The sequence below is a fragment of the Paenibacillus massiliensis 2301065 = DSM 16942 genome, from assembly GCF_000377505.1.
In the GTDB taxonomy this organism is placed as follows: domain Bacteria; phylum Bacillota; class Bacilli; order Paenibacillales; family Paenibacillaceae; genus Paenibacillus; species Paenibacillus massiliensis.
In genome coordinates this window covers 110,547-137,052 of sequence record NZ_KB898185.1, presented here as the reverse complement: position 1 = coordinate 137,052, position 26,506 = coordinate 110,547, and the positions used below count along the sequence as shown (strand labels likewise).

The window sequence follows — 26,506 nt, the reverse complement described above, 5'->3', positions numbered from 1 at the left end:
TATATAAATGAGACTGAAGGGAATGACAACTAATGTCTGAAAATCGGGAGATCGCCAAGCAGGTTATTGAGGCCATCGGCGGTAAGGAGAACATCGCTTCATTCGCACACTGTGCAACCCGTCTCCGCATTATGGTGCATGAACAGGAGAAGATTGATCAGTCACGCGTGGAGGGAATTGACAAGGTAAAGGGAGCATTCTTTAACTCGGGCCAATTCCAGATTATTTTCGGTACGGGTACGGTGAACCGGATCTATGAGGAGGTCGAGAAGCTTGGCGTTAGTGGCACGACCAAGGATGAGATGAAAGCGATGGCCAAGAAGCAGGGCAACATATTCCAGCGCGCCATTCGTACCTTCGGTGATGTATTCGTACCGATCATTCCCGTTCTCGTCGCCACTGGTCTCTTCATGGGACTGAGAGGCTTGCTTACGCAGGATCAGATATTGGCCTTGTTCGGCATGACGCCAGGGGATATTTCACCAAACTTCCTGCTCTTCACGCAGGTACTGACAGATACGGCCTTCGCTTTTCTGCCGGCATTGGTGGCTTGGTCCGCGTTCAGAGTATTTGGCGGAAGTCCGGTGCTTGGGATCGTGCTCGGTCTGATGCTCGTTAACCCAGCTTTGCCCAATGCCTATGGTGTTGCTGACGGCTCGGCCGAAGCGCTCACGATGCTTGGTTTTATTAAGGTAGTCGGCTATCAGGGCTCTGTGCTGCCAGCGTTCTTCGTCGGATTCATTGGTGCCAAGTTCGAGCGCTTCCTGCGCAAGCGGGTGCCAGAGGCACTGGATCTGATCGTCACGCCGTTCATTACCCTGCTGGTGATGATCACACTGGGGCTGTTCGTCATCGGCCCAGTATTCCATTCGGTCGAGGAATGGGTATTGCATGGTACGATATTTGTGCTGGATCTGCCCTTGGGCATTGCAGGTCTCCTCATTGGCTTCTTCCAGCAGATCGTTGTTGTCACTGGCGTACACCACATTTTCAATCTGCTTGAAATCCAGCTGCTGGAGCAACGAGGCTCAAATCCGTTCAATGCTATTATTACCTGCGCCATGGCAGCTCAAGGGGCTGCTTGTCTCGCAGTAGGCTTCAAGACGAAGAATGTCAAGCTGAAGGCACTGGCGTTGCCGTCCTCCTTCTCTGCCTTCTTGGGGATTACGGAGCCAGCTATATTCGGAGTCAATCTCCGATACATGAAGCCGTTCATTATGGGCTTGGTCGGAGGCGGCGTCGGAGGCTTCCTGGCCTCATTGTTCGGACTGTCAGCTACAGGTATGGCGGTCACGGTCATTCCAGGTACACTGTTGTACCTGAACAGTCAGCTCCCGCTGTATATTCTGTGTAATCTGGTGGCAATGCTTGTCGCTTTCATCCTGACTTGGTTCTTCGGCTTCAAGGATCAAATGCTGGCAGAGGTTCAGCAGCCTGCTGCTGAGGGAGCCAATGCTAGTGCAGTGGTGCAACAGTCAATGGTTGAGGCGGCCTCTGTGAACACTGTAGTCGAGCAGTCAAAGCAGACAGAGGAGCGTGCATCTGCGAATAGCGTAGAGCAGCCAACAGAGGTAACACAAGCACTTACAGATGTAGAAGGAACTCAAGAGTCACAAGTAGCTCAAGGAACACAAGAAACACAAGAAACACAAGAAACACAAGAAACACAAAGAATTCAAGAAACTCAGGAAAAGGCTGAGACACCGCAGGAGCTGCAGCTCCCTGCACCAATTGCCGGTACTATAATTCCGCTGGAGCAGGTGCCTGATCCCGCCTTTGCTGGGAAGCATATGGGTGACGGCTATGCTATTCAGCCTGCGGAAGGCAAGGTATATGCACCGTTTGATGGTACTGTCGCGCATCTGATGGGCAAGAGCAATCATGCCATTATTCTTGAACAGGAGCACGGTGTCCAGTTATTGATTCATGTTGGCATTGATACGGTATCCTTGAAGGGAGCCGGATTCACAGCTCATGTCAAGACAGGGGACCCCGTGAAGGCAGGCCAATTGCTGCTTGAATTTAATATGGATCATATCCAGCAGGCAGGATTATCGACCATCACGCCAGTTATCGTTCCTTCGGGCCTGGAGGCGGTAGCGAGTATTGAGGTTGCCGCCAGCTCGGATGTGCAGGCTAATCAAGAGACCGTTCTGGCGGTTACATTGAAGGCATAATGGTTTAACGATCAGTAAGAGTCCGATTCATTACGAATAGCAGCCGCCTAGCAGGCATGAGAGATCATGTACTGTGAAGCGGCTGTTTGTGTTGTATGGATCTCATTATGTGAGCGGTTGACGTTTGGTCTGACCTAAGCTGTATCTTTTAAGTAGCTTAAATCTAGTGAGGCTCATTTAACCAAGGAGTGATCATATGAGAGAGAATGGAATGACGATCAGTGAGCTGGCGAAGCTCATGCAGGTATCGGTGCATCAGATTCGGTATTTTGAAGAAAAAGGGGTACTGCTACCAGCATATATTTGGTGACAATCAATATCGAATGTATTGCATAGATGAGGTATATAGGCAGAGTGTTACATTGCCGATGTATCCGTCCATCCTGACTTCCGTGGGAAGGGGGGAGGGACATTGCTCATCCAGTTGGCCCAGAAATATGTGTATACACATCCGCTGCTTCATTACGTGAGCCTTCATGTAGCTGCCAGCAACTCAGGTGCTCAGCATCTATATGAGCAGCATTCCTTTCGAACGCTGGAGATGAAGCACAGTCTGCTATCCCAGCTTTTATTCGGAGAACGGACGTGGCATTATATGACTTCACAGCCAATACCGCGCCAAAGTCATGAAGCTGAGTCTGATGCAGGTCATGGATCAGACATGTTTACCAGTGCAAGGATAGAGAAGATGCAGAATGAATTAGGATGAAATATTCGCATTAATCTGATCAAGGTGCTAGCGTTGAATTGAAGGGAACCAGCGTTCCATAATGACATACGCTTTGCCTCCTCGCTGAAAGGACCCCTGCGTTCGAATCATGCCAAATTTTTCATAGAAGGGAGCCTTCTCTACTCTTGCATTGCAATAAATTCGCTTCACATCAGCCTTCTGAGCTGCTTCCAGGACAAATTGAAGAAGTCGGCTCCCATAGCCTTGACCTTGGTGTGAACTGAGCGTCGCGAATTTGCGAAATTGTGCCTCGTCTTCGTAGATGAACAGCGAGAGCACCGATATGAGCTGATCCTGCACGAAGAGCCCATAGTGGACCCCTTCATGGTCATCCTGCAGCTTAACATAGTCGAGCTCCTTGTCTGGCCACATGACCTCATGTCGCAGCTGCCAGGCTTGTTCCTGGGCTATTGGCTGAATATGCACGCATTATCGACTCCATTCTGTTCCCATAAAATGATCCCGCTCCACCTTGCTGATCCGCAGACCGAAGCTTTCGTACCAGGATGACTTCCCTTTCTCCTGTGCAACCCGATGCAGGCTGTGCTCCTTCCAGGTGCGTATGTGCTCAAGGGAGCTCCAGTAGGATACGGTTATGCCGAAACCCTCTGCAGATCGAACGCTCTCGATGCCCAGAAATCCTTCCTGCTGTGCGGCCAGCTCTACCATCTTATCGCCCATAGCTTCATAGGCGGCCCCGTATTCATCGGTGCGCTGCGAAGTGAAAATAACGGCATAATAGGGCGGAACTGGTGAATGTGCAATTGTACTCATAATCTTGTCCTCCAGTCGGTTATATACTACCATGGATTATAGTCGTATTCTTTGAATAAATAAAATGAATGTTATTGATCTATTATATGAATTATATTCATGAATATGGGAGGGACAATGAGTCTATCGAAGTATGAAATTGTATTGAAGGTTGTGGAGTCGGGCAGTCTGACCAAGGCTGGCGAAGCATTGGGCTTATCTCAGTCGGCTATTAGCCATGCCGTATCGGGCCTGGAGCAGGAATTGGATCTGAAGCTGCTTCATCGTGGGCGTGCAGGGATTGTTGTTACTCATGAAGGGGCCAGGCTGCTCGACTATATGAGAGCTATGCTGGACTTGCAGAAGAAGCTGCTACAGGAAGCGGACCTTATCAAAGGGCTGGAGACGGGGATTGTGACGATCGGGACCTTCACCAGCGTATCGATTCACTGGTTACCCCAAATCCTGCAATCGTTTCAGACGCAATATCCGCTCATTGAAGTAAGGCTGCTGGATGGCGATTACCAGGAGATTGAAGGGTGGATTGCAGGAGGTCTTGTCGATTTTGGCTTCGTGAATATGCCCACAGATCAGCGAATGGAGCAAATGGAGCTGCACAAGGATGAACTGCTGTGCGTTCTTCCAGAGGATCATAGACTGTGTGTGGAGGAAATGGTGACGGCAGAGCAGATTAGAGACGAAGCGTTCATTATGCCCGCGAAGGGCTGCGATAGAGACCTACATAGATGGCTGAATGAGCAGGGCGGGAGCGTGCGGACCAGATTCAAGCTAGAGGATGACCATGCGATTATGGCGATGGTGCAGAAGGGTCTGGGCATTAGCATCCTTCCAGGTACGATACTGAACGCCTTGCCAGAAGGGTTGGCAGTGCGACCGCTTGCGCCTCAAGCCTACCGCACGATTGGCCTGGCAGCGATATCCTGGAAGAAAGGAAGTCCAGCGGCGCGACGTGCCATCTCGTTCATCAGGAGTACATTTTGCATGGAAGAAGACCATACATCATAAAGGTGATCGTACAGCGTAACCGCGGGCCATATAGCGTAAAGTTGAAAATATAGCTTGAAGATGACCATATAGCTTGAAGATGACCACATTGCGTAAGGTAACCATATAGCGTGAAGACATGGGTAGAGGATATCCAGGTAAGAGACCGCTGGCATGGATGCGCTGAAGAGAGGATAGTTGTAAGAAATACAGAATTGATATAAGGTCCTCAAAGGCTGTAGTCTTCAAAACGGTTAGTAGGACGGTTCTTGCTACACAAGGTGTAACAGCCATATCCACTAAGCTGATAGAGGGATTGGCCCAAAAAATGACCGGACAGAGTAGCGGAGGGATCAGTCTGACTAGCGACGAGACAAGTCTGGACATCCGTGTAGGCATTATTGTGCAATATGGAAGCCATGTCCACGAAGTAGGTCGAGAGCTTCAACGCAACGTCAGAGAGACGATGGAGAGTCTCACGGGGCTAGTCATTCGAGCCGTGCATGTAGACGTGGAAGGGATTATTATTCCCAGGGTCTGATGAACAGAGGGAGATAGAAACTAGTGACAAGTAAGAAAGAATCTCTTGCCTGAATATTTGAATAGAAGAAGTCATATGGGTATAACGGTCGGCATGTAATAAGTATGATAAGCAAGCAGTGAAGGAGTGATGACATGTCAGAAATATCAATCGTCAAAGCGCATCCTGACTCGTTAGCAGGGTCCCGGCTTAATCGGATGGCACTGGATTCGGTGGCATATACTCTGGCTGGCTCGAGAGACGAGAAGATCATACAATCGACACTGGAAAAGCTCTGGAAGAACAGCTATAACCGTTTCAGTCATCAATATGCCTACGAAGCCAAAGTCGAGGGCAAAACGCTCGGCATAGTTACATGTTATCCCATAGGGCTGCTCCAGCAGTTAGCTTGGCCGACGGCGAAGAAGCTTTGGGCGCTCCGCAATTTGGAGCTGATCAAGTACAGCTTGCTACATCCAGGAGCCTTCTTTTCGATGCTGACTCTTAAAGAAGGCTATGAAGGGGAATACCATATCGGTACCCTGGCTACGCTGCCTGAGAGCAGAGGGCTCGGGATCGGTACACAATTGCTCCATTTTGCGGAACAACAAGCACAGCTTCAAGGATACTCAAGGAGTTCCCTGACTGTACGGCAGGACAATCCACGGGCGGCGAAGCTATATGAACGAGTAGGATACGTGGTATCAGGCAAGATTAATAGACCGGGCTTCTCCTTATTTCGTATGGTTAAAGAGCTCGTCTGATTATACGTTCGGCACATAACTGACTTCTCATATCAACACACAAACTAGTGGCATCATCACCGCAAATGGTATGATCACTGCTAATTGCGTCATTATTGCGTAAGCCCCCACTGTGCACTCAGAAACCGTAGCGTCGGCATCGGTTCTGTACAGATGGGGGTTATGTCGTATAGTTGTGTGATATTGCAGGTGATATCGTTGATGATATTGTAATGGTGGAGGAAGGATTCGAAAAAAAATTGTAACTTTTTCCGATATGCATTTGACAGAATACCTCAACATGTACTACATTATTTATGGTTACAAAAATTTAATAATTTGCCGAATTTCATGTATGTGAGAACGGGGGACCCCGATTTGGGTGAATGAATCTGCTGGGCCGCAGATATTCTAGGTGACCTTCAACCGAACCCTTAGCTAACTCCGTAGGCACCGAAGGAGGATTTTTCAGTTGAAAAAGTGGTTAACAGGCGCATTGGGAGCAGCTATACTCTGGTCTTCCTTGGCAGGAGTCAGCTCCGCAAGTGCTGTAAGAATTGAAAGTCAGGTTGATGAATTAATTGGCACCCCGTACAGAATGGGTGGAACGACTACAGCGGGCTTTGATTGCTCGGGATTTATTTTATACATAATGGAGAAATATGGTGAAGATCTGCCGCGGACCTCGCAATCCCAGGCCATGGCAGGAACTGAGGTCGACCAGGATGATCTGCAAATAGGAGATCTGGTGTTCTTCAATACGAATGGACGCAGCATCTCTCATGCGGGTATCTATATGGGTGACAATACCTTTGCCCATTCGTCGACAAGCAGAGGCGTTATTATCAGCAAGCTGTCCGAGAAATACTATAAGGATCGTTATGTAACTGCAAGACGTGTAGTATCTGAGAGAACCATGAACAAAATGACAGACGAGATTCATCCATAATATGTACAAGCATTAATAAGCGAAAGTACATACACGATTGCCCGAACGTACACAAATTTGCCCTTGTGTACGTTTTTTTATTGGACTTTTGCAGGTATTATTAGATTATTATTGTTATGGCGGCCCTATCGGAGGCAGCAAGAGGTGAAGGATGAATTATAGCAAAAAAATTATGCTGATTGAATCGGACAAGCTTACGCCTTCGCGAATCCCAGTCATTTTGCTGGTCGCGCTGGTATATGCTCATGTGATGATCTCGCAATATATGGCTGAGCCGTTGCTGCTCAGGAGCCTGTTATTCTCCTGTCTTATGGGATTACATGTTGCTTGCTACTGGTATTCTCACCAAATGGTCAGCTACAAGCCCTGGCTGTACTTTGCGTTACAGGGAGTAATTATCGTGGCGAGTGCCTTGGTGCTTCCGCACGGCTTTTATGGAATCCTCATCGGATTGATTCCCGTCCTGATCGGGCAGAGCGTGGGGGTCTATTATCATCCGCTCAAGGTGTCCGTACTGTTCCTGGTGCTGTATTCCCTGTTCGGGGTGCTGATTGTGTGGCTGAAGGATGCGGAGGGTGTTGGCTTTTTATTTCCGTTCTTAATTAACATAGTCGTCGTTGTAGTGGCCTATGCTTCTTTTTTCTTCAAGCAGGTTCATGCCAGGGTGCAGGCGCAGACATTTCTGAGAGAGCTGGAGATGGCTCATAAGAAGGTTGAAGAGCTTACACTTGCCAACGAACGACAACGTATGGCACGTGACCTGCATGACACGCTTGCACAGGGCCTGGCGGGAATCATTATGCAGTTGGAGGCAATAGACGCCCATCTGACTAAGGGCGGTACGAAGCGAGCCCACGAAATTGTACAGCAATCTATGTCTCAGGCACGACGTGCACTTGCCGAGGCAAGGCAGGCGATCGATGATCTTAGATCCCAGCCTGCTGTGGAGATCGACTTTTCTGAATCTGTGCGTGAGGAGATTGAGCGATTCACGCTCGCGACGGGGATTCCTGTCCAACTGGAGCTGGATCTGAAGACTACATTGCCTATACTTGTTCTGGAGCATGGGCAGCATATCATTCGAGAGTGTCTGACCAATGTGGCCAAGCATGCGCACGCGCGCCATCTCTTTATTCGTATTGTCCAGTATGAACAGCAGCTACTCACCGTCATTCGGGATGACGGCAAGGGCTTCAACACTCGAATGATTGGGAAGAGGGTTGGACATTATGGACTAATCGGCATTAAAGAGCGTGTACGACTGCTGGGTGGGACTATTGAGATTGAAAGCACTACCCAGAAAGGAACAACCATTGAGATCGAGGTGCCTATTGCAAAGGAGGCCTAGGTATGAAATACAAAGTACTGATTGTAGATGACCACTGGGTGGTCAGGGAAGGTCTGAAGCTGATTCTGGAGACAGACCAGCAGTATGAAGTGATTGGTGAAGCAGAGGAGGGACGAACAGCACTCCGTCTGATGGAGGAGCTTGAGCCTCATGTTATTCTGATGGACCTGAACATGCCTGTCATGAGTGGCCTGGAGACGATGGAGGCTATGCGGGACAGGCAAATGACAACTCCAGTCATTATATTGACCACATACAACGAGGATGACCTGATGGTCAAGGGACTATCTCTCGGTGCCAAAGGGTATCTGCTTAAGGATACGAGCCGGGATAATCTATTTCGTACCCTTGAATCCGCTTTGCGTGGGGAGACGCTGCTGCAGCCGGAGATTACAGCCAAGGTATTTGCCAGCTCGCTCAGACCCGCCTCCTCGACTTCTATGCAGCAGGAGCAATCGCTAATGACAGAGAAAGAGCTAACGATTCTGCAAGCTGTCGCCCGTGGTTTTCGCAGTAAAGAGATTGCCTTTGATCTGGGCATATCGGAGCGAACCGTCAAGGCGCATCTCACGAATATTTACAATAAGCTAGGTGTAGATTCCCGCTCAGAGGCTGTGGCGGTATCCCTTGATCGAGGAATTCTGCATTTATAGCCGATATAATCTGTCGCCCGCTCGTACATCAAGGTTCTGCCCTTATGTACGATTTTTTTTCATTTAAACCGCTGTAGAATAAATTATGTGAGAAATTGATTGGAAATTGATATATTCTAAGATATAAGGAATTATTTTCTAAACTTAGCTTCAAGGAGGAGAGACCATGGAATCGTACCAAGCACAAGCAAGCCAATTGAAGGATGGGCAACATCTACAGCAATCTGAATCAGCACACGTACATGAGTCGGATCAGCACACGGTAGAGCCTGAGGAGCAATTGGGATTACAGCTATTCTTTGATGATCAGTTTTTTGATATATTCATACACCGACTTCCCAAGCTTGCTGAGATGGTGAGCAGAGAAAGAGATCATAGCGATCATGGACTCATCTCTCTTCCTACTGTGAAATAATCAATGAGCCATTAGACATGAATTCGTGAGTTCGTGTTGAATCCAGAGGATAGCAATAAGAAGACGAAATCACTATCAGAATGCAATATTACATATGATCAAGCTATAGTATAAGAGAAGCCGCCGTGTGCAAGGGGCTTTTTTTGTTCGTTTGTCCAGAGAAATCACGTCTTGCCTTTGCAAGTCGTGATTTTGTTGTTTTTCTGATTTGAATCCAGAGTATATAATCGAGATAATCATCTAAATCCAGTCTCTCAGTCACATACTGACAGCTGCATACGGGAAGGAGTCATGTATGGAAGCTATAAAATTATTACTGGCAGATGATGAACCGATCATTTTGCGTGGCTTAAAAAAGCTTCTGGCGTGGGAGGAGCTTGGCTTAACTATATCGGGTGAAGCGGGAGACGGTGAGGAGCTGCGTCAGCTGATTGCTGTTCATGACCCACAGCTCATCATTAGTGATATCAGCATGCCTGGAGGCAGTGGACTCGAGATTATGTCAGAGCTGAATAAGTCGGGACGCCACATCAAGGTCATCTTCATTAGTGCCTTTCAGGAGTTCAGCTATGCTCAGCAGGCTGTTCAACTGGGTGCCCTGGATTATCTGGTGAAGCCTATTAATAAGAATCAGCTTGAAGCTGTTGTCAAAAAGGCCGTATCCATGATTCGTGAGGAGAGCATGGACGAGCGTAATAAGGAAAAGCTGAGCTATTACGAGAAGAAGAATCGCTCAACCACCATTGAGCAGCTTCTGGACGGGCTACTGAATGGTGACCAGAAGGCACTGGTTGAACTGGAGGACATCGGAGCATTGGGAACCAGTCGATATGCAACGGTTAGTGTACTGGAGATGGATGAGCAGACAGATGGCTCACGCTGGGATGAGCGGGAACGGAATCTGGTGCATTTTGCGTTATCCAACATTATTCGGGAGACATTGGAAGGTCTGGAGGGGACGAGAGAGAAGGGACTGTTGCTGTTCAAGGATGGACGATTTGCTCTCTTGCTGCAGCATGATGATTCTCAAGCACCGAATCAACTGGCGTTGGATCTACTTCACAAGGTTCAGAGCTACCTGAAGCTGAGGGTATCCATAGGTATTGGTCAAGCTGTGACACGTATTGGCGAAGCCAAGCAATCGTACCGCACTTCCCTGAAAGCGCTTGATCTTAAATATTTTATCGGCCCTCATCGTGTAATTAGTCAGGAGGATTTGAAGAAGGAAGAGCTGATGAGTGGTGATGTGCAGCCCGCACAGTCTATCTCAGAGCTACAGTCCAAGCTGGCGCAGGCATTACCTGCGCAGGAGGAAGAAGCCATCCAGCACATGACAAGAGAGTTGCTGACGCTGATCCGTGTTCAGGCTGGATATAATAAAAGTCTTGCCATTACGACAGTGTATGATGTCCTGATTGCTCTTAACCGGGAGATGATGAAGCTAACCGGAGGAGCGGAGGAACTGCTCGCCGAGCAAGGATTAATGGAGGGTCTAGTCCATTGCCCTTGTTATGCGGACGTTGAGCTTCTTATGATGACGATGCTGTCTGACATGCAGCAGCAATTGCAGCGCAGGCTGGCAGGTAAAGAAATCCTTGTGCTCTCCAAGGTTAAGGGCTATATCGAGGAGCACTATGCAAGCCAGATTACCCTGGATTCCATGGCAGCACTCGCTTACATGAATCCATATTATTTTAGCAGCTTTTTCAAAAAGCACACCGGGCAAAATTTCAAAAGCTATGTAACCGAGGTCCGGATGGAACAAGCGCTCAAGCTACTGCTGGAGACAGATCTCCTGGTATATGAGATTGCTGAGCGCGTAGGCTATAACCATGTAAGGCACTTCAGTGACATGTTCAAGAAAAAATTCGGCCAAGTACCGCAGGAATACAGACAGGCCTTTCGCAAGCAGCAGTCATAGGAAGGAGGTGCTTCTACATGCGATTATGGAAGCGTTTCCCCAGGAGTATATTTGTAAAATTCTCGGCTTCATTTATTCTGGTTGGCCTGATCCCCTTATTTGCGCTCAGTTACCTGTCCGTGCAAGTGTTCTCAACGTACGTAGAGCGATATACCACAGGTAATCTACAGCAGATGGTGCTCTATATGAGCTATAATCTGGATTCTGCGTTCCAACAATATAATGATATATCCAAGCTCATGTATACGGGGCGCTACGAAGGACTATCAGACAGTATACGGCAGAACCAGACCTATAATGTGAATGAGATGGAGCAGATTAACTCAACGCCCATTGATTCATTCCTGAAGACAATTCTCTATAGCGATGCATATATTACGAGCGTTTATTTCGTGCGTGACATGGATGGCAAGCTCTACTATCAGGAAAAGGAGAACAGGGGGCTTCGTAGCGAGGAGCTTCCGCTCCAGCACTGGAACGAGCAATTGATGAGGCAGCCCTCCAAAGTTGCGTTTTTTCCGACACATGCAGATAGTTACTTCATTGGCGCCGATCGTGAAGTGTTCACGATCGCCCGTAATCTGATCGACACCTCAGGCAAGCTCACGGCAGAGCCGAAGGTAGTGGGTACCCTATATATGGACGTGGATATATCCGTGTTCAAGCCATTTTTGAACGAGCTATATTTGGGCGAGAAGGATGAGCTGATCCTTGTTGGGGAGCATGACAGCGTCTATTTTAGCAATCATGGGATTCGGAGAATCGAGGACGCTTTGCTGATGCAAAGGAACAATGAGGTGCTGGTCATGCAGGAGGAGATTCCTTTTGTAAATGGTAGGCTGATTGCGGGCATTCATCGCGAAGGCTTATTCGAGCAGCTGTTCTCTGCCAGAGCTACGGTGTATACGGCTATCCTGATCTGTACGACTGCACTGATCATCATGGGTACCTGGTTCTCACGTCGGCTCGCTGCCCCGATTCGCAATCTGATGCGGCACATGTCCGTCGTGGAATCTGGTCGGTTGGATATTAGACTTCCGGTGACTAGCAACGATGAATTAGGCCGCCTGACACAAGGCTTTAACCGAATGGTAGAGCGTCTGCAAGTGTATATTGATGAGGCGTATGTGGCCCAGATCAAGCAAAAGCAAACGGAGCTGAATGCACTCAAGAGCCAGATCAGGCCGCATTATCTCTACAATACATTAGAGGTTATTCGTATGAATGCGGTAGATAAGGAGGCTCATGAGGTAGCGGATATGATTCATTCGTTATCCAATCAGCTGAAATATGTCATTGATTATGGAGAGGATCGGGTCAGTCTGGCTCAAGAGCTTGAGCATCTGCAAGATTATTTCTACATCATTTCTGTTCGCTTCGATAACAGATACGCTCTTCGTTACGATATCGCACCGGACGTACTTATGGATTGGCCGATTTTGAAATTAAGTCTTCAGCCGATTGTGGAGAATGCCATTCAGCATGGCTTGCGCCAGAAGAAGAAAGGAACGGTAGGCATCACGGTCGAAAAGAGACCTCATGATCTGGCCATCACCATCTATGATGACGGCATCGGGATGAACAAGGAGAGCCTGTCACGGCTGGAGTGCCTGCTTCGTGACCCGGTCGCGCCGAGAAAATCCATTGGCTTGAAAAATGTCCACGAACGCATTCGCTCCTCGTATGGTGAACCATACGGATTGTCGGTAAGCAGTCATGAAGGAATCGGTACCTCCGTGCTGCTGGTATTTCCCTTGCCGAAATCGGAGCAGCCCTGATAGGTCTCTATTGAATCAGCAAAGGGTATTACAGGAATCCAGTGCGTTGTAGTAGTATCTGGGGGAGCATCACAGAGAAATGCTAAGAACGGAGACGAGTCTCCGTTCTTTTTCATAAGCTTAAATTTCCCGCATACGGCGCTTAAAAAAGTTCATTCAAGGCTACCGGAACGAATGCTATTCTAATCTTAGAAAACGCTTACCAATCAGATAGAATAAGTTCACTGACAATGGTGAATGCGTTCTCCGATGACGAAACATGCTGGGTTGACTACAAAGGGGGGACCACAATGTTAAAAATGAGAAAAGCATCACAATTCAAGTTATCCGCAATCATGCTGGCGACAGCGTTGCTGCTTGGTGCTTGTGGAGGTAATGCCAGTCCGGGAGCCGGTGGAGAAGAGGCACCGAGTGGGGCCAAAAAGGTCAGCTTCACGATCGGCTATGCCTCGGGTGATCCGGCTGCCAAAAAGGCTATAGCAACTGCAGTTGAGACTTTCATGGCACAACATCCAGACATTGAAATCAAGGATCTCAGTGAAACGAGCAGCAGCGCGTATCTGGATTGGCTGAAGACAAAGGATGCTGTTGGGGAGTTCCCTGATTTGGTAGAAATGCGCGATACCGAGGTCTTCGCGGAGGCAGGCAAGATCGTCGAGCTTCCAGCGGACCTGCTGGAGCTCTTCGATTCACCACCAGAGGTGGATGGGAAGGTATGGAATGCGCCCATTGCCGTGAACGTTCCGCAGGGGATTATCTACAGCAAGAAGGCTTACGCGGATGCCGGAATTACGGAGCTTCCTACCACCTACGATGAGTTCATCGCTATTCAGGAGAAGCTCAAGGCTAGCGGAATTACGCCGATCGTAGTCGGCGGCAAGGATATATTTCATATGGGCTTCTGGGTCAATAAATTCCTGATCGACAATGTCTATGCGCAAGATCCAGACTGGAACTCCAAGAAGACCGCCAAGCAGGTGAGCTTCACGGACGAGAATGTCGTGCAGGCCATGACAGACTTCAAGCAGCTATTCCAGAATTATGTGGACAAAGGCTGGCTTAGTACCGGGGATAATCAGACTGCATCTATTCTTGTATCAGGTAAGGCCGCTCAGCTCTTCTCGGGTACCTGGATGTTCTCGCAGATTGAGGAGGCGGACCCGAATTTTGATTATGGCTTCTATGCCGTTCCTGATCGTCAGGGCAACATCAATGTCATCGGCCTTCCATCGCCAGCTGGCTGGTCCTTGTCCGCCGAAGCGGCGAAGGACCCCGAGAAGACGGAGGCGATCAAGGAATTCATCCGCTTCTTCTTTGAACCCGAGCAGTATGCCGATTATCTGGCGAGTATGAACGCCATCGCTTCTACCAAGGCAGAGGTGACGTATGAGAGCAATGAAGCCATGAAGGTAGCGCTGGAGCTGATTGCCGATCCGAAGGTCACTAAATCCCTTGCGATCAATAACTGGTGGGGCGATAATCTGATTCCGCCGCAGTTCCGCAATTGGTATTACAAGAAGCTACAGGAAATGGTCATCAGTGATGGAGATGTGAAGACCTACATGCAGCAGGTGGATGCAGAGTATGACAATCAGGTGAAGGCGAATTCGATGTAAGCAGTAGCATCACATAAAGTGTAAACAAAAGCGATATTCAGCAAAAGAGATATACAAGTGGAGGGCGACACAGCGAGAGCTGCTCCCTCCTCGGTTCAGGAAAGGAGTGTTAGGTATGGGGGCACCCGCCTCATCCACGGAGAGAAGCGCTGCTGAAGCGCCCCTTCGTCCAAAGAAAAAAAAGCTGCACACGTATGCCGTATTGTTCATCCTTCCATCGTTCATTCTCTACACCTTGTTCGTGATCGTGCCGACCTTCGGCAGCATGTATCTCAGCTTTACCTCCTGGGACGGCATCAGTGAGGATATTCGTTATATTGGATTTGCTAATTTTGTAGAAATTCTGAATAGTCCGCGAGTGCATAATGCGCTGAAGAATACATTGATTTTGACGGTGAGTCTCGTCGTACTGGAGAATATTGCTGCCATAGCTATGGCGCTCATGGTCGATAAGGTCAAGTGGTTTCGCAATTTGTTCCGCAGCATCTTCTACTTCCCTACATTGCTGAGCGGCATTGTCATGGGCTTCGTGTGGGCGATGCTCCTGAATTACAATTTCGGCGTAGTGAATCAGATGCTGAATGTGATCGGGCTGGGAAGCTGGGCTCTGGACTGGCTGGGCGATCCCAAGTACGCCATGGTTGCCGTCGTGCTGTCCACCGTCTGGAAGGGAGCGGGCTACTATATGATCATCTATCTGGCTGGCCTGCAGGGGATTCCCGCCGAGCTCTCGGAGGCTGCGAGTATTGACGGTGCGAACGGCTGGCAGCAATTCCGCTTCATTACCTTCCCGCTGCTGGCAGGCTCTCTGACGGTCTGTCTGGTATTGTCGATGATCAGTGCGCTGAAGATCTTCGATCAGATTGCTGTCATGACGGATGGTGGACCAGGATTCGCTACAGAGACCCTGACGTACATCATTTACAAGGTCGGCTTCGGTGAGCTGAGACAAGGCTTCGGCACGGCGCTTGCTATGGTGCTCTTCCTGATCATCATGATCATTACGATTATTCAGGTGAAGATCCTGCGCAAGAGGGAGGTGCAGTATTGAGATGAGCACACAAGCACGCAAAAGAATGACCGATATACTACTATTCATAGTTACTTTGCTAGTAGCGGCCATTTTCTTCTTTCCGATTCTCTTTAACCTGATGTCTGCCTTCAAGAGTAATGCAGAGATTATGCGGGATGCGCTGTCCTTTCCGACCTCATTGTATCTGGAGAACTTCCGGTACTTGCTGACAGAGACAGAGTTCCCGCGCGCCATTCTGAACAGTCTCATTCTGACCGTGGTGTCAATCGTGGCACAGATTCTTGTGATTCCGATGGCAGGCTATGCCATTGAGCGAAGAAATGCCAGATGGACGAACTTGATCTTCCTGTACTTCCTGGCCGGGATGATGATTCCTTTTCAGGCGTACATGATTCCATTGTTCAAGGAGCTAAGAATGCTCGGGCTGTACGGAAGTCTGGCTGGGCCGATTATGGTCTATGTTGCTGGCGCCGTTGGCTTTGGCTGCCTGCTCTATACCAGCTTCGTGAAGGGAATCCCGAAGGAGATTGAAGAAGCAGCGGAGATTGACGGCTGCAACCGTTACGGTATCTTTTGGAGAATTGTATTTCCGCTGCTTGGTCCAGTTACAGCGAGTATGGTCGTCTTGAATGGACTAGGGATCTGGAATGATTTTCTCTTGCCCATGCTGGTGTTGCCATCAGGCGAACCGAAGACGTTGGTCGTTGAAATATACCGTTATATCGGGGAATTCTCGTCCAGATGGGACATGATCTTCGCTGGAACGGCGATCTCCGTCGTACCGGTGTTGATTGTATTTGTCTCGCTGCAAAAATATTTTATAAAGGGAATCTCATCTGGAGCCACCAAGGGCTAAGACTAAGCAAGCTGTGCACATCCGCTGTGCATATCCATGATGACATGCGGCGCATGCGTTCCTGCATACAGGCTGTGCAGACTTAGAGATACAAGGAGAAGACGTCGAGAGACGTTTTTTTCATATCGGGACAATAGGTCATTGTCATCGGAGGCAAGCAAGGCAATTGCTGAATGATCACTATAGGAGGCTGATTCGAAAATATGAGCACCATTGTCAATCCTGTTCTTGCAGGCTGTAAGCCTGATCCGTCATTCATCCGTGTGGGTGCAGATTATTATATCGCGACCTCGACCTTCGAGTGGTTCCCTGGTGTCGAGATTCACCATTCCCGAGATTTGGTACATTGGCGCCTAGCTGGGAGAGTGCTGACGGAATCTAGCCAGGTGGACCTGCGCGGGAACGGGGCATCCGGCTCAATCTGGGCTCCGGCTTTATCCTATCAGGATGGATTATTTTATTTGCTGTTCACCAATGTGCGGTCACGTCATCGGGTATACAAGGATCTGCATAATTATCTTACAACGTCCACAAACATTGAGGGACCCTGGAGCGCACCCGTGCGATTGAACGGCAGCGGATTTGATCCGTTCCTGTTCCACGACGATGATGGTCGCAAATGGCTGCTGAACATGCGCTGGGATTTTCGTCAGAATCATTCCAGTTTCTCCGGCATTGTCATGCAGGAGTATGACCCCAAGCAGGAGGCTTTGGTCGGTCCTGTTCACGATATTTATCATGGCACCTCCATTGGTGTTACCGAGGGACCACAATTATTCAAACGCGGCGAATATTATTATCTGATTACGGCGGAAGGTGGTACAGGCGTCAACCATATGATTACGCTGGCACGTAGCCACAGTCTCTTCGGTCCTTATGAGACAGACCCGAACTTTCCACTCCTGACCACGGCCCATGAGCCTTTGCATCCGCTCCAGCAGGCAGGGCATGGATCCTTAGTTGAGACTCCGGATGGGGAATGGTACATGGCTCATTTGTGTACACGGCCGCTACCAGGCACTACCAAGATGAATCCGCTAGGCAGGGAGACCGCAATTCAAAAATGCAGCTGGACCGACGATGGCTGGCTTCGACTGGCACAAGGAGGCAAATTACCAGCCCTTGAAGTGGAAGGGCCGCAGCTACCCAGTCATCCTTTTCCACGTCCTGAGGCGAGGGATCATTTTGATCGTCCTGAGTTGGGTCCAGATTATCAGAGCTTGCGCGTTCCCTTTGACCCTTCATGGGTCGATTTGACGGACCGTCCCGGGTTCCTGCGCCTGCGTGGCCGAGAATCCTTGGCTTCCATGCATGAGCAGAGTCTGGTAGCCCGCCCGATCCAGCATGTTCACTGTGCCATAGAGACATGCATGGAATTCAAGCCCGATGGCTTTATGCAGATGGCTGGTCTGGTCTGTTATTACGATGACAGCGACTATTATTATTTGCGGGTAACGGGCGATGAGGTTCGTGGAGCAGCACTAGGCGTCGTGATGTCCAGAGCAGGGAAGTACGAAGAAGTCTTCGCTATGCAGCTGTGCGTGAAGGATTGGGAGCGGTATTACCTGAGGGCAGTTATTCATGAGCATGAATTAATGTTCTATGCGTCACCGGATGGGGAGAGCTGGACAGCTGTATGCACACCGCAGGATATGGGTACGCTATCCGACGAATACGGAGGCAAACTCGGCTTTACAGGCGCTTTCGTCGGCATGTGCGCTCAGGATCTGGATCAACAGTCTCGCGAGGCGTGGTTTGATTACTTTGAATATCTTCCACTGGGTTAACCGACATCAGATGAAGTTAAGAAGGCAGGCTATAGTTGGAATAACTCTAATTTATGCTAATGTGTATCGCTAATGCGTAGTTGGTAGTGGCAGCCTGTCTAATAGCTCGTTCATCTATGTCTGGAGCGTCTGTTTTCCTAGTAAAAGGGTAATAATATATTTATTCACTGTGGACACCGCTTTCACTCTATGTTATCTTGTAGGTGAGGCTTGTTACCGGTAACGCGGGCAATACCACAGTAGTTCCGTTGTACAGTGATGTACATTGGGCTATTGTTGTGTTGCCCGCTTTTTTTTATTCCCTCAAAACAGGTGGTTGCTATGATTATCAAACAGGTGTTCAACAACAATATCGTCAGTTCATTGGATGAGCGGGGGAAGGAGCTACTGATCCTCGGCCGGGGCATTGGCTTCAACAACCGTGTAGGTGATGAGATTGACGACAGTAGGGTGGAAAAGATATTCCAGCTCCAGAATGATGCCATCTATGAGAAGTTCAAGGCCACACTGATGGAGACGCCCATTGAAATTATGCAGGTGACAGATGATATTGTCAGTCTGGCACGGCGGCAACTGAATAAGACGATCAGTGACGGGATCTATATTTCTCTGTCGGATCACATTCACTTTGCCATTAAACGAATCAAAGAGGGCATGATCACTCTTAATCCCCTGGCTTGGGAGGTTCAGCACTTCTACAAGGCGGAGTATGATGTGGCGAAGGAATCGCTTTTGCTTCTGCGCGAACGACTAGGCATTGAGTTCCCGAAGGAGGAGATCTCCAGCATCGCCCTTCATTTCATTAATGCAGAGATCAATGATTCCATGAACGATGTCGCGCATCTGATGCAGCTGCTGCAGGAGATTATGAATATTATTAAATACCACTTCAATGTGGAGTTCGATGAGGAGAACGTTAACTATTTTCGCTTCATCACTCATCTGAAGTACTTCTGCCAGCGTGTGATTACACATACCGCCCATGATGATGCAGAGCAGTATCTTTATGACGTCGTTCGCAAAAATTATCCGCAGACCTTCAGCTGTATCACCAAAATTGAGTCTTTCATTCGAAAGAACTATGGATACGATATGACACATGCGGAGCAGCTCTATCTGACGCTTCATCTGGAAAGACTACTGAAAAGAAAATAAAGCTTACGGGCTTGTTACTGTTCAATCAGGCAATACCCGGATGATGTGAGGATGGAACGCAGACGCGGACTCTCTTTGTCATTGTCCGGTTTTTTGTATTGGTTCAACAAATTGAAAATGGGGGGATTCCTCTTGAATCATCAGGAGACAGCGAAGAAAATCGTGGAGAGTGTCGGCGGTAAGAGCAATATTAATTCTGTCTATCACTGTGTAACTCGGCTCCGCTTTGAGCTGAAGGATAACGCCAAGGCGGATAAAGGAGCGCTGGAGCGACTAGATAAGGTTATGGGTACGAACATTGCTGGGGAGCAGTATCAGGTCATTATTGGCAATGACGTATCCAAGGTGTTCGATGCGTTGACGGAGCAGCATCCCGACTTGAAAGAGAAGAAGGAAGTACCCACAGAAGGCGCAAGCTCCAAAAATGTCATATCTCGCCTGTTCGAATTCATTGCGAGTGTATTTGCACCGATTTTGCCGGCTGTAGCTGGAGCGGGTCTGCTCAAAGGATTCATTGCACTGTTCGTGTCTCTGGGCTGGGCAACAGCAGGTACAGATACGTACCGCATTATATCAGCAATCGGGGACAGTGTGTTCTATTTCCTGCCGATGCTGATTGCCTTCAGCGCAGCTCGTAAATTCAATGCCAATCCATATGTAGCGGCTGCGGTCAGTATGACCTTGATGGCACCGGACATCGGCGCGCTGCTATCCAGCGGCAATCCGGTCAGCTTCTTGGGAATTCCGGTCGTATCGGTAAGCTACGCATCATCGGTCATTCCCATTCTGCTCTCCATCTGGCTGCTGTCTTATGTAGAGAAGGGCTTCAACCGCATCATCCCAGCTTCGCTGAAGCTGCTGCTCGTTCCGCTCTTCAGCTTGCTCGTTGTCGTCCCGATTACGATGATTGCTATTGGACCACTCGGTACGCTGATCGGTAACGGCTTGTCTGGCGGGATCAACTGGCTGCTGTCCGAGGGCGGCTTGCTGGCAGGGCTTCTCTTGGGAGGCGGTATGGCACTAATCGTCATGACGGGAATGCACTATGCGCTAGTTCCGGTCATTCTCAGCAATCTGGCGAATCTGGGCTTTGATAAATTTCTGCCACTTACGTATATCTCCAATATGGGGCAGGCAGGTGCGACTGCAGGGGTATTCATCCGTGCTAAGGATAAGAAGCTGAAATCATTGGCATTATCAACCTCCATTACCGCGCTCATGGGTGTGACCGAGCCGGCGATGTACGGAATTAATATGCGCTACAAGAAGCCATTCGTAGCTGGAATGATCGGTAGTGCTGCTGGTGGCGGCTTCGCCCTGATGTTCGGTGTTAATGCCTATGTACTAGCTGGAAATGGTGGTCTGCCAGGCATCCCTGCCTTCATCGGTCCTACCTTCGGCTATGCGCTGGGTGGTCTGGCGATTGCGTTCGTAGTATCGTTGGTGGCTTCCGTTATTATGGGGATCAAGGAGGACGCTGTTGCACCACTGGAAGGTGAGCAGGGGAAGGCTGCTGAAGGTCAAGCGGTATCCGAGTCTTCAACTTCTTCCGTCACGACTGTGGAGGAGGAGCATTATGAGCTTCATGATGAGACAGTGGGCTCACCTGTGAATGGCAAGATCATTCCACTAAACGAGGTGAATGATCCGACCTTTGGCGAGGAAATGATGGGTAAGGGCATCGGCTTCGTTCCGGCGAATGGTGAACTGGTGTCTCCGGTGAACGGGAAGATCATGAATGTATTCAAGACCAAGCATGCCATCGTCATTCGCAGTGAGCAAGGGGCAGAGCTGCTAATCCATATAGGTATCAATACTGTGAAGCTGCGCGGTCAATTCTTCGAAGCGTATGTTCAGACTGGAGATATTGTGCGGGCCGGCGACAAGCTGCTGAGCTTCGAGCTGGATAAGATTGCCGAGCAGTACGACATCACTAGCGTCATGGTCGTGACCAATACGGCTGAATATGAATCGATTCAGGCTCTGAAGCTTGGTGAGGTATCTGCTACTCAGCCAGTGCTTGAAGTGAAGACGACATCTAATTCTTGATGAGGAGTGATAATATGACAGCCAACCCGAAGCTGCCAAAAGATTACCTGAAGGGATTCCCGCAGCATTTCATGTGGGGAGGGGCAATTGCTGCCAATCAGGCAGAGGGTGCCTTTGATGCAGGAGGCAAAGGACTATCGACGGCAGATATGGTCCCTTACTTCGAGAAGAAGGACTACACGAATCTCAAAGCCTTGATGCACGTCAGCAGTGAGACGATTGAGAAGGCTATTGCCCATCAGAGTGCCGAGGGATATCCGAAGCGATACGGCATCGATTTTTATCATCGGTATAAAGAGGATATCGCCTTGTTCGCAGAGCTTGGCTTCAAGGCATTCCGCCTATCCATTAACTGGGCACGTATTTTCCCGAACGGGGATGATGCAGAGCCGAACGAGCAAGGTCTACAATTCTATGAGAACGTCTTTACAGAAATGAAGAAGCATGGCATCGAGCCGATTGTGACGCTCTCTCATTACGAAATGCCGATCTCGCTGGTACTGAACTATGGAGGCTGGACGAATCGGAAGGTAGTAGCCTTCTATCTGAAATATGCCGAGACCGTCATGAATCGCTACAAGGATCTCGTCACATACTGGCTTACCTTCAACGAGATTAATACGACGATCATTGAACCGTTCACTGGCGGCGGTGTAGTGGAGGACCGGGTGGAGAACGTACAGGAAGCCTCCTATCAGGCGCTGCATCATCAGTTCGTTGCCAGCAGTCTGGCTACCAAGCTTGCCCGTGAGATTAATCCCGAGTTCCAGATTGGCTGTATGTTAGCACGAATGATTCACTATCCAGCTACGAGCAGTCCGGATGACGTTCATCAAGCCTTGGTCGATAATCAGTTGAATCTGCTGCATACGGATGTACAGGTACGGGGAGTCTATCCTGCCTTTATCCATCGTTATTTTGCCGAGCAGGGGATTACCGTGGTGATGGAGCCAGAGGATGAGGAAATTCTGCGGAAGTATACGGTAGATTTCATCTCCTTCAGCTATTACACTTCATTGGTATCCACGACGACGCCTGAGAAATATGGTGTGACGGGCGCCAACCTCTACAGCTCGGTCAAGAATCCGAACCTGGAGGTCACGGAATGGGGCTGGCAGATGGACCCGCTTGGGCTGCGTATTGTCCTGAAGGAGCTGTATGACCGCTACGGTGTACCACTATTTGTAGTTGAGAATGGTCTCGGCGCACGAGATCAGGTGGAAGCGGATGGCTCCATTCATGATCAGTATCGAATTGACTACATGCGCAAGCATATTACCGCGATGAAGGAAGCCGTCATGGATGGTGTCGAGGTGATGGGCTATACAAGCTGGGGAGCCATTGATATCATCAGCGCTTCTACCTCGGAGATGTCCAAGCGCTATGGAGTCATCTATGTGGATCAGGATGACCATGGACAGGGGACGCTGGAGCGTTCCCGCAAGGATAGCTTCTATTGGTATAAGAAGGCTATCGCCTCTAACGGAGAAGACTTGAGCTAATTTTAATATAGATATGGTTAATGGCTGCACTACTCGAACATAATGGTAGGGTATAATGATGAAGTATCTACCACACTATGGACATAGGAGTTGACGCAGATATGGCAGTGGGATTGAATGTCTACCTGGTTACTGATGGTAATGGTCGTGAAGCGGTTGAGTTTTATAAGGAAGTATTCGGGGGCGAGGTAATGATGATCTCGACCTTTGGGGATTCTCCGTCGGATCCGAACCATCCTACACCACCTGAAGCGAAGGATCGGATTATGCATGCCTCGATCAAGATTGGCGACTCTATGCTGATGCTGTCTGATACGTTCCCTGGAATGCCTCATACCAAGGGCGATAATGTGACGGTATCGGTTCAGGCCGACAGCCCGGAGGAAGCACGCACCATCTTCGGCAAGCTGCAGGAGGGCGGCAATGTAATTATGCCGATCCAGGAGACGTTCTGGAGCCCAGCCTATGGTATGGTGACAGATAAATACGGTGTTCTTTTCCATGTCAACTGCAATACAGTGTAATTAGCCTGTTCAAAACAAACTTTAATAAGCCTCTTGCATTCGAACATGTGCAGACTCATGTTATCGGATATGCAAGGGGCGTTTTTCTCTTGATAGGTGAGATTTGCAGAAAAATGATGGTATAAATGAAAGATGCTATTGGAAATAATTATCCAATAGCATCTTTGCTTTCGTAGCCATTCGAAGCAGCAAGATTAAGCGACCTGAGGTGAAGTAGGATGAGAAGAACCCGTCATAATCCATTGAATCCATCTGCAGATGATTCTATCCGTACAGAGCAACAGGTATCCGAACAGTCATTACATAGATCACTTAACAGAAATATAGAGATGATCCGAAATGAGAGCGGTAATAGCCCGGATATTGTTATTCAGACATACTATTGGAATAACATAAGGGACAGCATTGCGGTCCTGTACACCACTGGGCTTGTAGATTCCCAAATCGTGTTAAGACATATTGTAGAACCATTGCAAGCAGAAGGACGACAGCTCCTTCATAAGGAAGCTGTATTGCCTGATGAGGATCGGCTTGATCAGGTAAAGGAAGTGTTAACGACAACAGAGGTAAAGGAAACGAATGAGCTGGACAATATATATGACTTCTTACTGTCTGGCAGTACGGTAGTATTGCTGGATGGCTGTGCTACTGCGCTGATTGCCTCTTCTGCTGGAGGCGAGGAGCGTAGCGTCTCTGAGTCGTCGACCCAAACGGTCATCAGAGGGCCGCGGGATGCCTTCATTGAATCCATCGGGACCAATACGGCGTTAATTCGTCGGAGGATTAAAAGTCTTCATCTATGGCTTGAAATGTTTCGCTTGGGCAGGGTAACCGGCACACAAGTAGGTATGATGTATATTGATGGCATTGCCAACAAGGACATTGTCGCAGAGGTCAGACTCAGGCTTACCCAAATTGATATTGATGGGATTCTGGAAAGTGGTTATGTCGAGGAACTAATTCAAGATAAGACCTTTACGCCATTCCCGACGGTGCAAAATACAGATCGACCCGACGTTGCTGCTGCGGCATTATTGGAGGGACGGATTGTCATCTTGGTCGATGGCACGCCATTTGTCCTCATTTGCCCAACGCAGTTCATACAATTTTTTCAGGCCAGTGAGGACTACTATCAACGCTGGGATATCGCCTCTCTGATTCGTTTACTTCGATATTTTTCCTTCGTCATCTCTCTACTAGCTCCTTCAATTTATTTAGCAGTCACCACCTATCATCATGAATTGATACCTACAGAGCTTATTGTCACCTTGGTGGCACAAAGGGAAGGTGTTCCACTGCCAGCTTTTGTGGAAGCCCTGATGATGGAGGTTATGTTTGAAGTATTACGAGAGGCGGGGACGCGAATGGGGCGGGCAATTGGATCTTCGATCTCCATCGTAGGTACTTTGGTTATCGGCCAAGCTGCCGTAGAAGCAGGTATCGTATCGGCTGCCATGGTTATTGTTGTAGCCTCTACAGCCATTGCGAATTTCGTATCTCCCTCTTTTAATATTGGCATATCTGCCCGCATACTGAGATTCATCCTGATGGTGCTGGCGGCTACCTTTGGATTATATGGCGTGACTATCGGAATTATTGCCATTACCCTCCATATGTGTAGTCTTAGATCCTTTGGTGTTCCCTATCTAGGCACAATAGCCCCATTCAGCAAGCATGATCAGGAGGATGTATTGATTCGTGTGCCGCGATGGGCCATGCTGAAGCGTCCAGTATTTATGAAGCCAGTCAATAATGTTCGCACACGTCCAGAAGCTGACGATGAAGGAAGGCTATCATGAAAATATGGTTCAAGACGTGCTGCTGCATATGCTGTGTGAGTCTATTGCTGACCGGATGTTGGAACAAAAGGGAACTGAATGAGCTGGCTATTGTTGCCGGACTTGGAATTGACAAGATAGATGATCAGTATTCAGTAACCATCCAGGTCATTAATCCGAGTGCGGTTGCTGGCTCCAAAACAGGAGGAAGTCTTGCTCCAGTAGCTACCTATACGATCAAGGGAAAATCCTTGTTTGAAGTATTTCGCAGAGTTACGCTCGTCTCTCCTCGCCGTTTGTATGCCTCTCATCTACGCGTTGTAGTCATTGGGGAAGAGGCGGCAAGAGCTGGAATTGGACATATGCTGGATTATCTATCCCGCAATTATTTGTTTCGAACGGATTTTTATATCCTCGTTAGCAAGCAGACTCAGGCTGCTGACATCATGAGAACTTTGACGATCCTTGAGAAAATTCCCTCCAACAAATTGTATGCCTCATTAGAGGCGACAAGTAGAGCATGGGGTGCAACGGCTAAAGTTACTCTGGACGAACTGATCAATGAAATAGGGACGGTAGGAAAAGACCCGGTACTCGGCATAATCAGAATTGTAGGAGATAAGGAAATGGCTGGTCTGCAGGAGAACACGCAGAAAATTCAAGGTAATGTGCTACTCCAATATGATGGTATGGCAGTATTTCACAACGACAAACTGATAGGCTGGCTCAATGAAGAGGAAGGCAAGGCGTATAGCTATATAACCGACTCTATTAGGAGTACTGTGGAGGTCGTACCGTGTCCTCAAAGTGAAGGTACAATAACGCTGAAAGTCCTGTCTGCTAAAAGTAAAATCAAGGGATTCGTAATGAACAACCAGCCAGTAGGTGCAATTGAGGTCAAGGTTCAGGCTGATGTGGGAGAGGTAAGCTGCAGCCTTGATCTGACCCAGGAGGCAACGATACAACAGCTGGAAAAGGAGATGGAGAAGTATTTAAAAGAACAATTGGAGCATACCGTTCAAAAAGCTCAAGAAACGTTTCATATTGACTTTCTTGGTATGGGCAGCACTATTCATCGGGCCAATCCCAAGCAATGGAAGCTGTGGAAGGAGAATTGGGATCATCATTTTGAGCAGATGCAGATAAGTGTACATGTGGACGTTCAATTGAGAGGGATGGGCAGAACTACTAATACCTATGAGGTGAAGCAGTGA

Annotated in this window: 23 protein-coding genes, 1 pseudogene and 1 riboswitch; of the genes and pseudogenes, 22 read left to right on the top strand and 2 right to left on the bottom strand. The window is 48.6% G+C overall.

Features of this window, described 5'->3' with window-relative positions:
• Positions 1-32 precede the first annotated feature (32 nt).
• The 3 genes and pseudogenes from D328_RS0100535 to D328_RS30100 all read left to right on the top strand — a co-directional run bounded on the left by D328_RS0100535 (position 33) and on the right by D328_RS30100 (position 2,886).
• Complete coding sequence (locus D328_RS0100535; RefSeq protein WP_018882981.1) at positions 33-2,177, top strand: sucrose-specific PTS transporter subunit IIBC; 2,145 nt, start codon at positions 33-35, stop codon at positions 2,175-2,177.
• Positions 2,178-2,373: 196 nt separating this feature from the next.
• Positions 2,374-2,527 (top strand): annotated as a pseudogene (locus D328_RS31410) (MerR family DNA-binding transcriptional regulator); the annotation flags it as partial.
• A gap of 11 nt (positions 2,528-2,538) precedes the next feature.
• Positions 2,539-2,886, top strand: a complete 348-nt coding sequence (locus tag D328_RS30100; protein WP_081625193.1) for a GNAT family N-acetyltransferase — start codon at positions 2,539-2,541, stop codon at positions 2,884-2,886.
• Between the two features lie 27 nt (positions 2,887-2,913).
• Here D328_RS30100 and D328_RS0100520 read toward each other — a convergent pair whose 3' ends face one another.
• Together D328_RS0100520 and D328_RS0100515 are read right to left on the bottom strand one after the other, a co-directional pair.
• Entirely contained in the window at positions 2,914-3,333 is a 420-nt protein-coding gene (locus D328_RS0100520; protein WP_018882978.1) for a GNAT family N-acetyltransferase, read from the bottom strand.
• A gap of 3 nt (positions 3,334-3,336) precedes the next feature.
• Positions 3,337-3,681, bottom strand: coding sequence for an antibiotic biosynthesis monooxygenase family protein (locus D328_RS0100515; protein WP_018882977.1), 345 nt, complete (start codon positions 3,679-3,681; stop codon positions 3,337-3,339).
• Between the two features lie 117 nt (positions 3,682-3,798).
• Between D328_RS0100515 and D328_RS0100510 the strand changes: the two genes are divergently transcribed.
• The 19 genes from D328_RS0100510 (at position 3,799) to D328_RS0100420 (ending at position 26,506) form a co-directional block, all read left to right on the top strand.
• Entirely contained in the window at positions 3,799-4,686 is an 888-nt protein-coding gene (locus tag D328_RS0100510) for a LysR family transcriptional regulator (protein ID WP_018882976.1), read from the top strand.
• A gap of 193 nt (positions 4,687-4,879) precedes the next feature.
• A complete protein-coding gene (locus D328_RS0100505; protein WP_026280941.1) occupies positions 4,880-5,206 on the top strand; it encodes an Asp23/Gls24 family envelope stress response protein in 327 nt (108 codons plus the stop codon).
• Between the two features lie 134 nt (positions 5,207-5,340).
• A complete protein-coding gene (locus D328_RS0100500; protein ID WP_018882974.1) occupies positions 5,341-5,949 on the top strand; it encodes a GNAT family N-acetyltransferase in 609 nt (202 codons plus the stop codon).
• Between the two features lie 309 nt (positions 5,950-6,258).
• Positions 6,259-6,396, top strand: a riboswitch (cyclic di-AMP (ydaO/yuaA leader).
• A gap of 4 nt (positions 6,397-6,400) precedes the next feature.
• Positions 6,401-6,877 (top strand): C40 family peptidase, encoded by a 477-nt coding sequence (locus tag D328_RS0100495; protein WP_018882973.1) that lies wholly within the window; start codon positions 6,401-6,403, stop codon positions 6,875-6,877.
• Between the two features lie 151 nt (positions 6,878-7,028).
• Positions 7,029-8,225: a sensor histidine kinase gene (locus D328_RS0100490; protein ID WP_018882972.1), complete on the top strand. Its 1,197-nt coding sequence runs from the start codon at positions 7,029-7,031 to the stop codon at positions 8,223-8,225.
• 2 nt (positions 8,226-8,227) lie between these two features.
• Positions 8,228-8,878 carry a response regulator gene (locus D328_RS0100485; protein ID WP_018882971.1) on the top strand — a complete coding sequence of 217 codons (651 nt, stop codon included), beginning with the start codon at positions 8,228-8,230 and terminating at the stop codon, positions 8,876-8,878.
• Between the two features lie 166 nt (positions 8,879-9,044).
• A complete protein-coding gene (locus tag D328_RS0100480; RefSeq protein ID WP_018882970.1) occupies positions 9,045-9,293 on the top strand; it encodes a hypothetical protein in 249 nt (82 codons plus the stop codon).
• Between the two features lie 295 nt (positions 9,294-9,588).
• Positions 9,589-11,214, top strand: a complete 1,626-nt coding sequence (locus tag D328_RS0100475) for a response regulator (protein ID WP_018882969.1) — start codon at positions 9,589-9,591, stop codon at positions 11,212-11,214.
• A 17-nt stretch (positions 11,215-11,231) separates the two neighbouring features.
• Complete coding sequence (locus D328_RS0100470; RefSeq protein ID WP_018882968.1) at positions 11,232-12,992, top strand: cache domain-containing sensor histidine kinase; 1,761 nt, start codon at positions 11,232-11,234, stop codon at positions 12,990-12,992.
• Between the two features lie 299 nt (positions 12,993-13,291).
• Positions 13,292-14,608, top strand: a complete 1,317-nt coding sequence (locus D328_RS0100465) for an ABC transporter substrate-binding protein (protein WP_026280940.1) — start codon at positions 13,292-13,294, stop codon at positions 14,606-14,608.
• A 115-nt stretch (positions 14,609-14,723) separates the two neighbouring features.
• Entirely contained in the window at positions 14,724-15,659 is a 936-nt protein-coding gene (locus D328_RS0100460; RefSeq protein ID WP_018882966.1) for a carbohydrate ABC transporter permease, read from the top strand.
• A gap of 1 nt (position 15,660) precedes the next feature.
• Positions 15,661-16,497, top strand: a complete 837-nt coding sequence (locus D328_RS0100455; RefSeq protein WP_018882965.1) for a carbohydrate ABC transporter permease — start codon at positions 15,661-15,663, stop codon at positions 16,495-16,497.
• Positions 16,498-16,700: 203 nt separating this feature from the next.
• Positions 16,701-18,284, top strand: a complete 1,584-nt coding sequence (locus D328_RS0100450; protein ID WP_018882964.1) for a glycoside hydrolase family 43 protein — start codon at positions 16,701-16,703, stop codon at positions 18,282-18,284.
• Positions 18,285-18,605: 321 nt separating this feature from the next.
• Positions 18,606-19,439: a BglG family transcription antiterminator LicT gene (gene licT / locus D328_RS0100445; RefSeq protein WP_018882963.1), complete on the top strand. Its 834-nt coding sequence runs from the start codon at positions 18,606-18,608 to the stop codon at positions 19,437-19,439.
• A 132-nt stretch (positions 19,440-19,571) separates the two neighbouring features.
• Complete coding sequence (locus D328_RS0100440; RefSeq protein ID WP_018882962.1) at positions 19,572-21,488, top strand: beta-glucoside-specific PTS transporter subunit IIABC; 1,917 nt, start codon at positions 19,572-19,574, stop codon at positions 21,486-21,488.
• Between the two features lie 14 nt (positions 21,489-21,502).
• A complete protein-coding gene (ascB, locus tag D328_RS0100435; RefSeq protein WP_018882961.1) occupies positions 21,503-22,990 on the top strand; it encodes a 6-phospho-beta-glucosidase in 1,488 nt (495 codons plus the stop codon).
• 101 nt (positions 22,991-23,091) lie between these two features.
• On the top strand, positions 23,092-23,514 hold the full coding sequence (locus tag D328_RS0100430; protein ID WP_018882960.1) for a VOC family protein: 423 nt from the start codon (positions 23,092-23,094) through the stop codon (positions 23,512-23,514).
• 218 nt (positions 23,515-23,732) lie between these two features.
• Entirely contained in the window at positions 23,733-25,313 is a 1,581-nt protein-coding gene (locus D328_RS0100425) for a spore germination protein (RefSeq protein WP_018882959.1), read from the top strand.
• On the top strand, positions 25,310-26,506 hold the full coding sequence (locus tag D328_RS0100420; protein WP_018882958.1) for a Ger(x)C family spore germination protein: 1,197 nt from the start codon (positions 25,310-25,312) through the stop codon (positions 26,504-26,506). The genes D328_RS0100425 and D328_RS0100420 overlap by 4 nt, the downstream gene beginning before the upstream one ends.

Bases quoted from the DNA above. Each gene is read 5' to 3' on its own strand.
- D328_RS0100485 (WP_018882971.1), top strand. From the start codon at position 8,228: ATGAAATACAAAGTACTGATTGTAGATGACCACTGGGTGGTCAGGGAA.
- D328_RS0100460 (WP_018882966.1), top strand. From the start codon at position 14,724: ATGGGGGCACCCGCCTCATCCACGGAGAGAAGCGCTGCTGAAGCGCCC.
- D328_RS0100500 (WP_018882974.1), top strand. From the start codon at position 5,341: ATGTCAGAAATATCAATCGTCAAAGCGCATCCTGACTCGTTAGCAGGG.
- D328_RS0100465 (WP_026280940.1), top strand. From the start codon at position 13,292: ATGAGAAAAGCATCACAATTCAAGTTATCCGCAATCATGCTGGCGACA.
- D328_RS0100420 (WP_018882958.1), top strand. From the start codon at position 25,310: ATGAAAATATGGTTCAAGACGTGCTGCTGCATATGCTGTGTGAGTCTA.
- D328_RS0100490 (WP_018882972.1), top strand. From the start codon at position 7,029: ATGAATTATAGCAAAAAAATTATGCTGATTGAATCGGACAAGCTTACG.
- D328_RS0100475 (WP_018882969.1), top strand. From the start codon at position 9,589: ATGGAAGCTATAAAATTATTACTGGCAGATGATGAACCGATCATTTTG.
- D328_RS0100510 (WP_018882976.1), top strand. From the start codon at position 3,799: ATGAGTCTATCGAAGTATGAAATTGTATTGAAGGTTGTGGAGTCGGGC.
- licT (WP_018882963.1), top strand. From the start codon at position 18,606: ATGATTATCAAACAGGTGTTCAACAACAATATCGTCAGTTCATTGGAT.
- D328_RS0100470 (WP_018882968.1), top strand. From the start codon at position 11,232: ATGCGATTATGGAAGCGTTTCCCCAGGAGTATATTTGTAAAATTCTCG.
- D328_RS0100480 (WP_018882970.1), top strand. From the start codon at position 9,045: ATGGAATCGTACCAAGCACAAGCAAGCCAATTGAAGGATGGGCAACAT.
- D328_RS0100515 (WP_018882977.1), bottom strand. From the start codon at position 3,681: ATGAGTACAATTGCACATTCACCAGTTCCGCCCTATTATGCCGTTATT.
- D328_RS0100425 (WP_018882959.1), top strand. From the start codon at position 23,733: ATGAGAAGAACCCGTCATAATCCATTGAATCCATCTGCAGATGATTCT.
- D328_RS0100450 (WP_018882964.1), top strand. From the start codon at position 16,701: ATGAGCACCATTGTCAATCCTGTTCTTGCAGGCTGTAAGCCTGATCCG.
- D328_RS0100455 (WP_018882965.1), top strand. From the start codon at position 15,661: ATGAGCACACAAGCACGCAAAAGAATGACCGATATACTACTATTCATA.
- ascB (WP_018882961.1), top strand. From the start codon at position 21,503: ATGACAGCCAACCCGAAGCTGCCAAAAGATTACCTGAAGGGATTCCCG.
- D328_RS0100430 (WP_018882960.1), top strand. From the start codon at position 23,092: ATGGCAGTGGGATTGAATGTCTACCTGGTTACTGATGGTAATGGTCGT.
- D328_RS0100535 (WP_018882981.1), top strand. From the start codon at position 33: ATGTCTGAAAATCGGGAGATCGCCAAGCAGGTTATTGAGGCCATCGGC.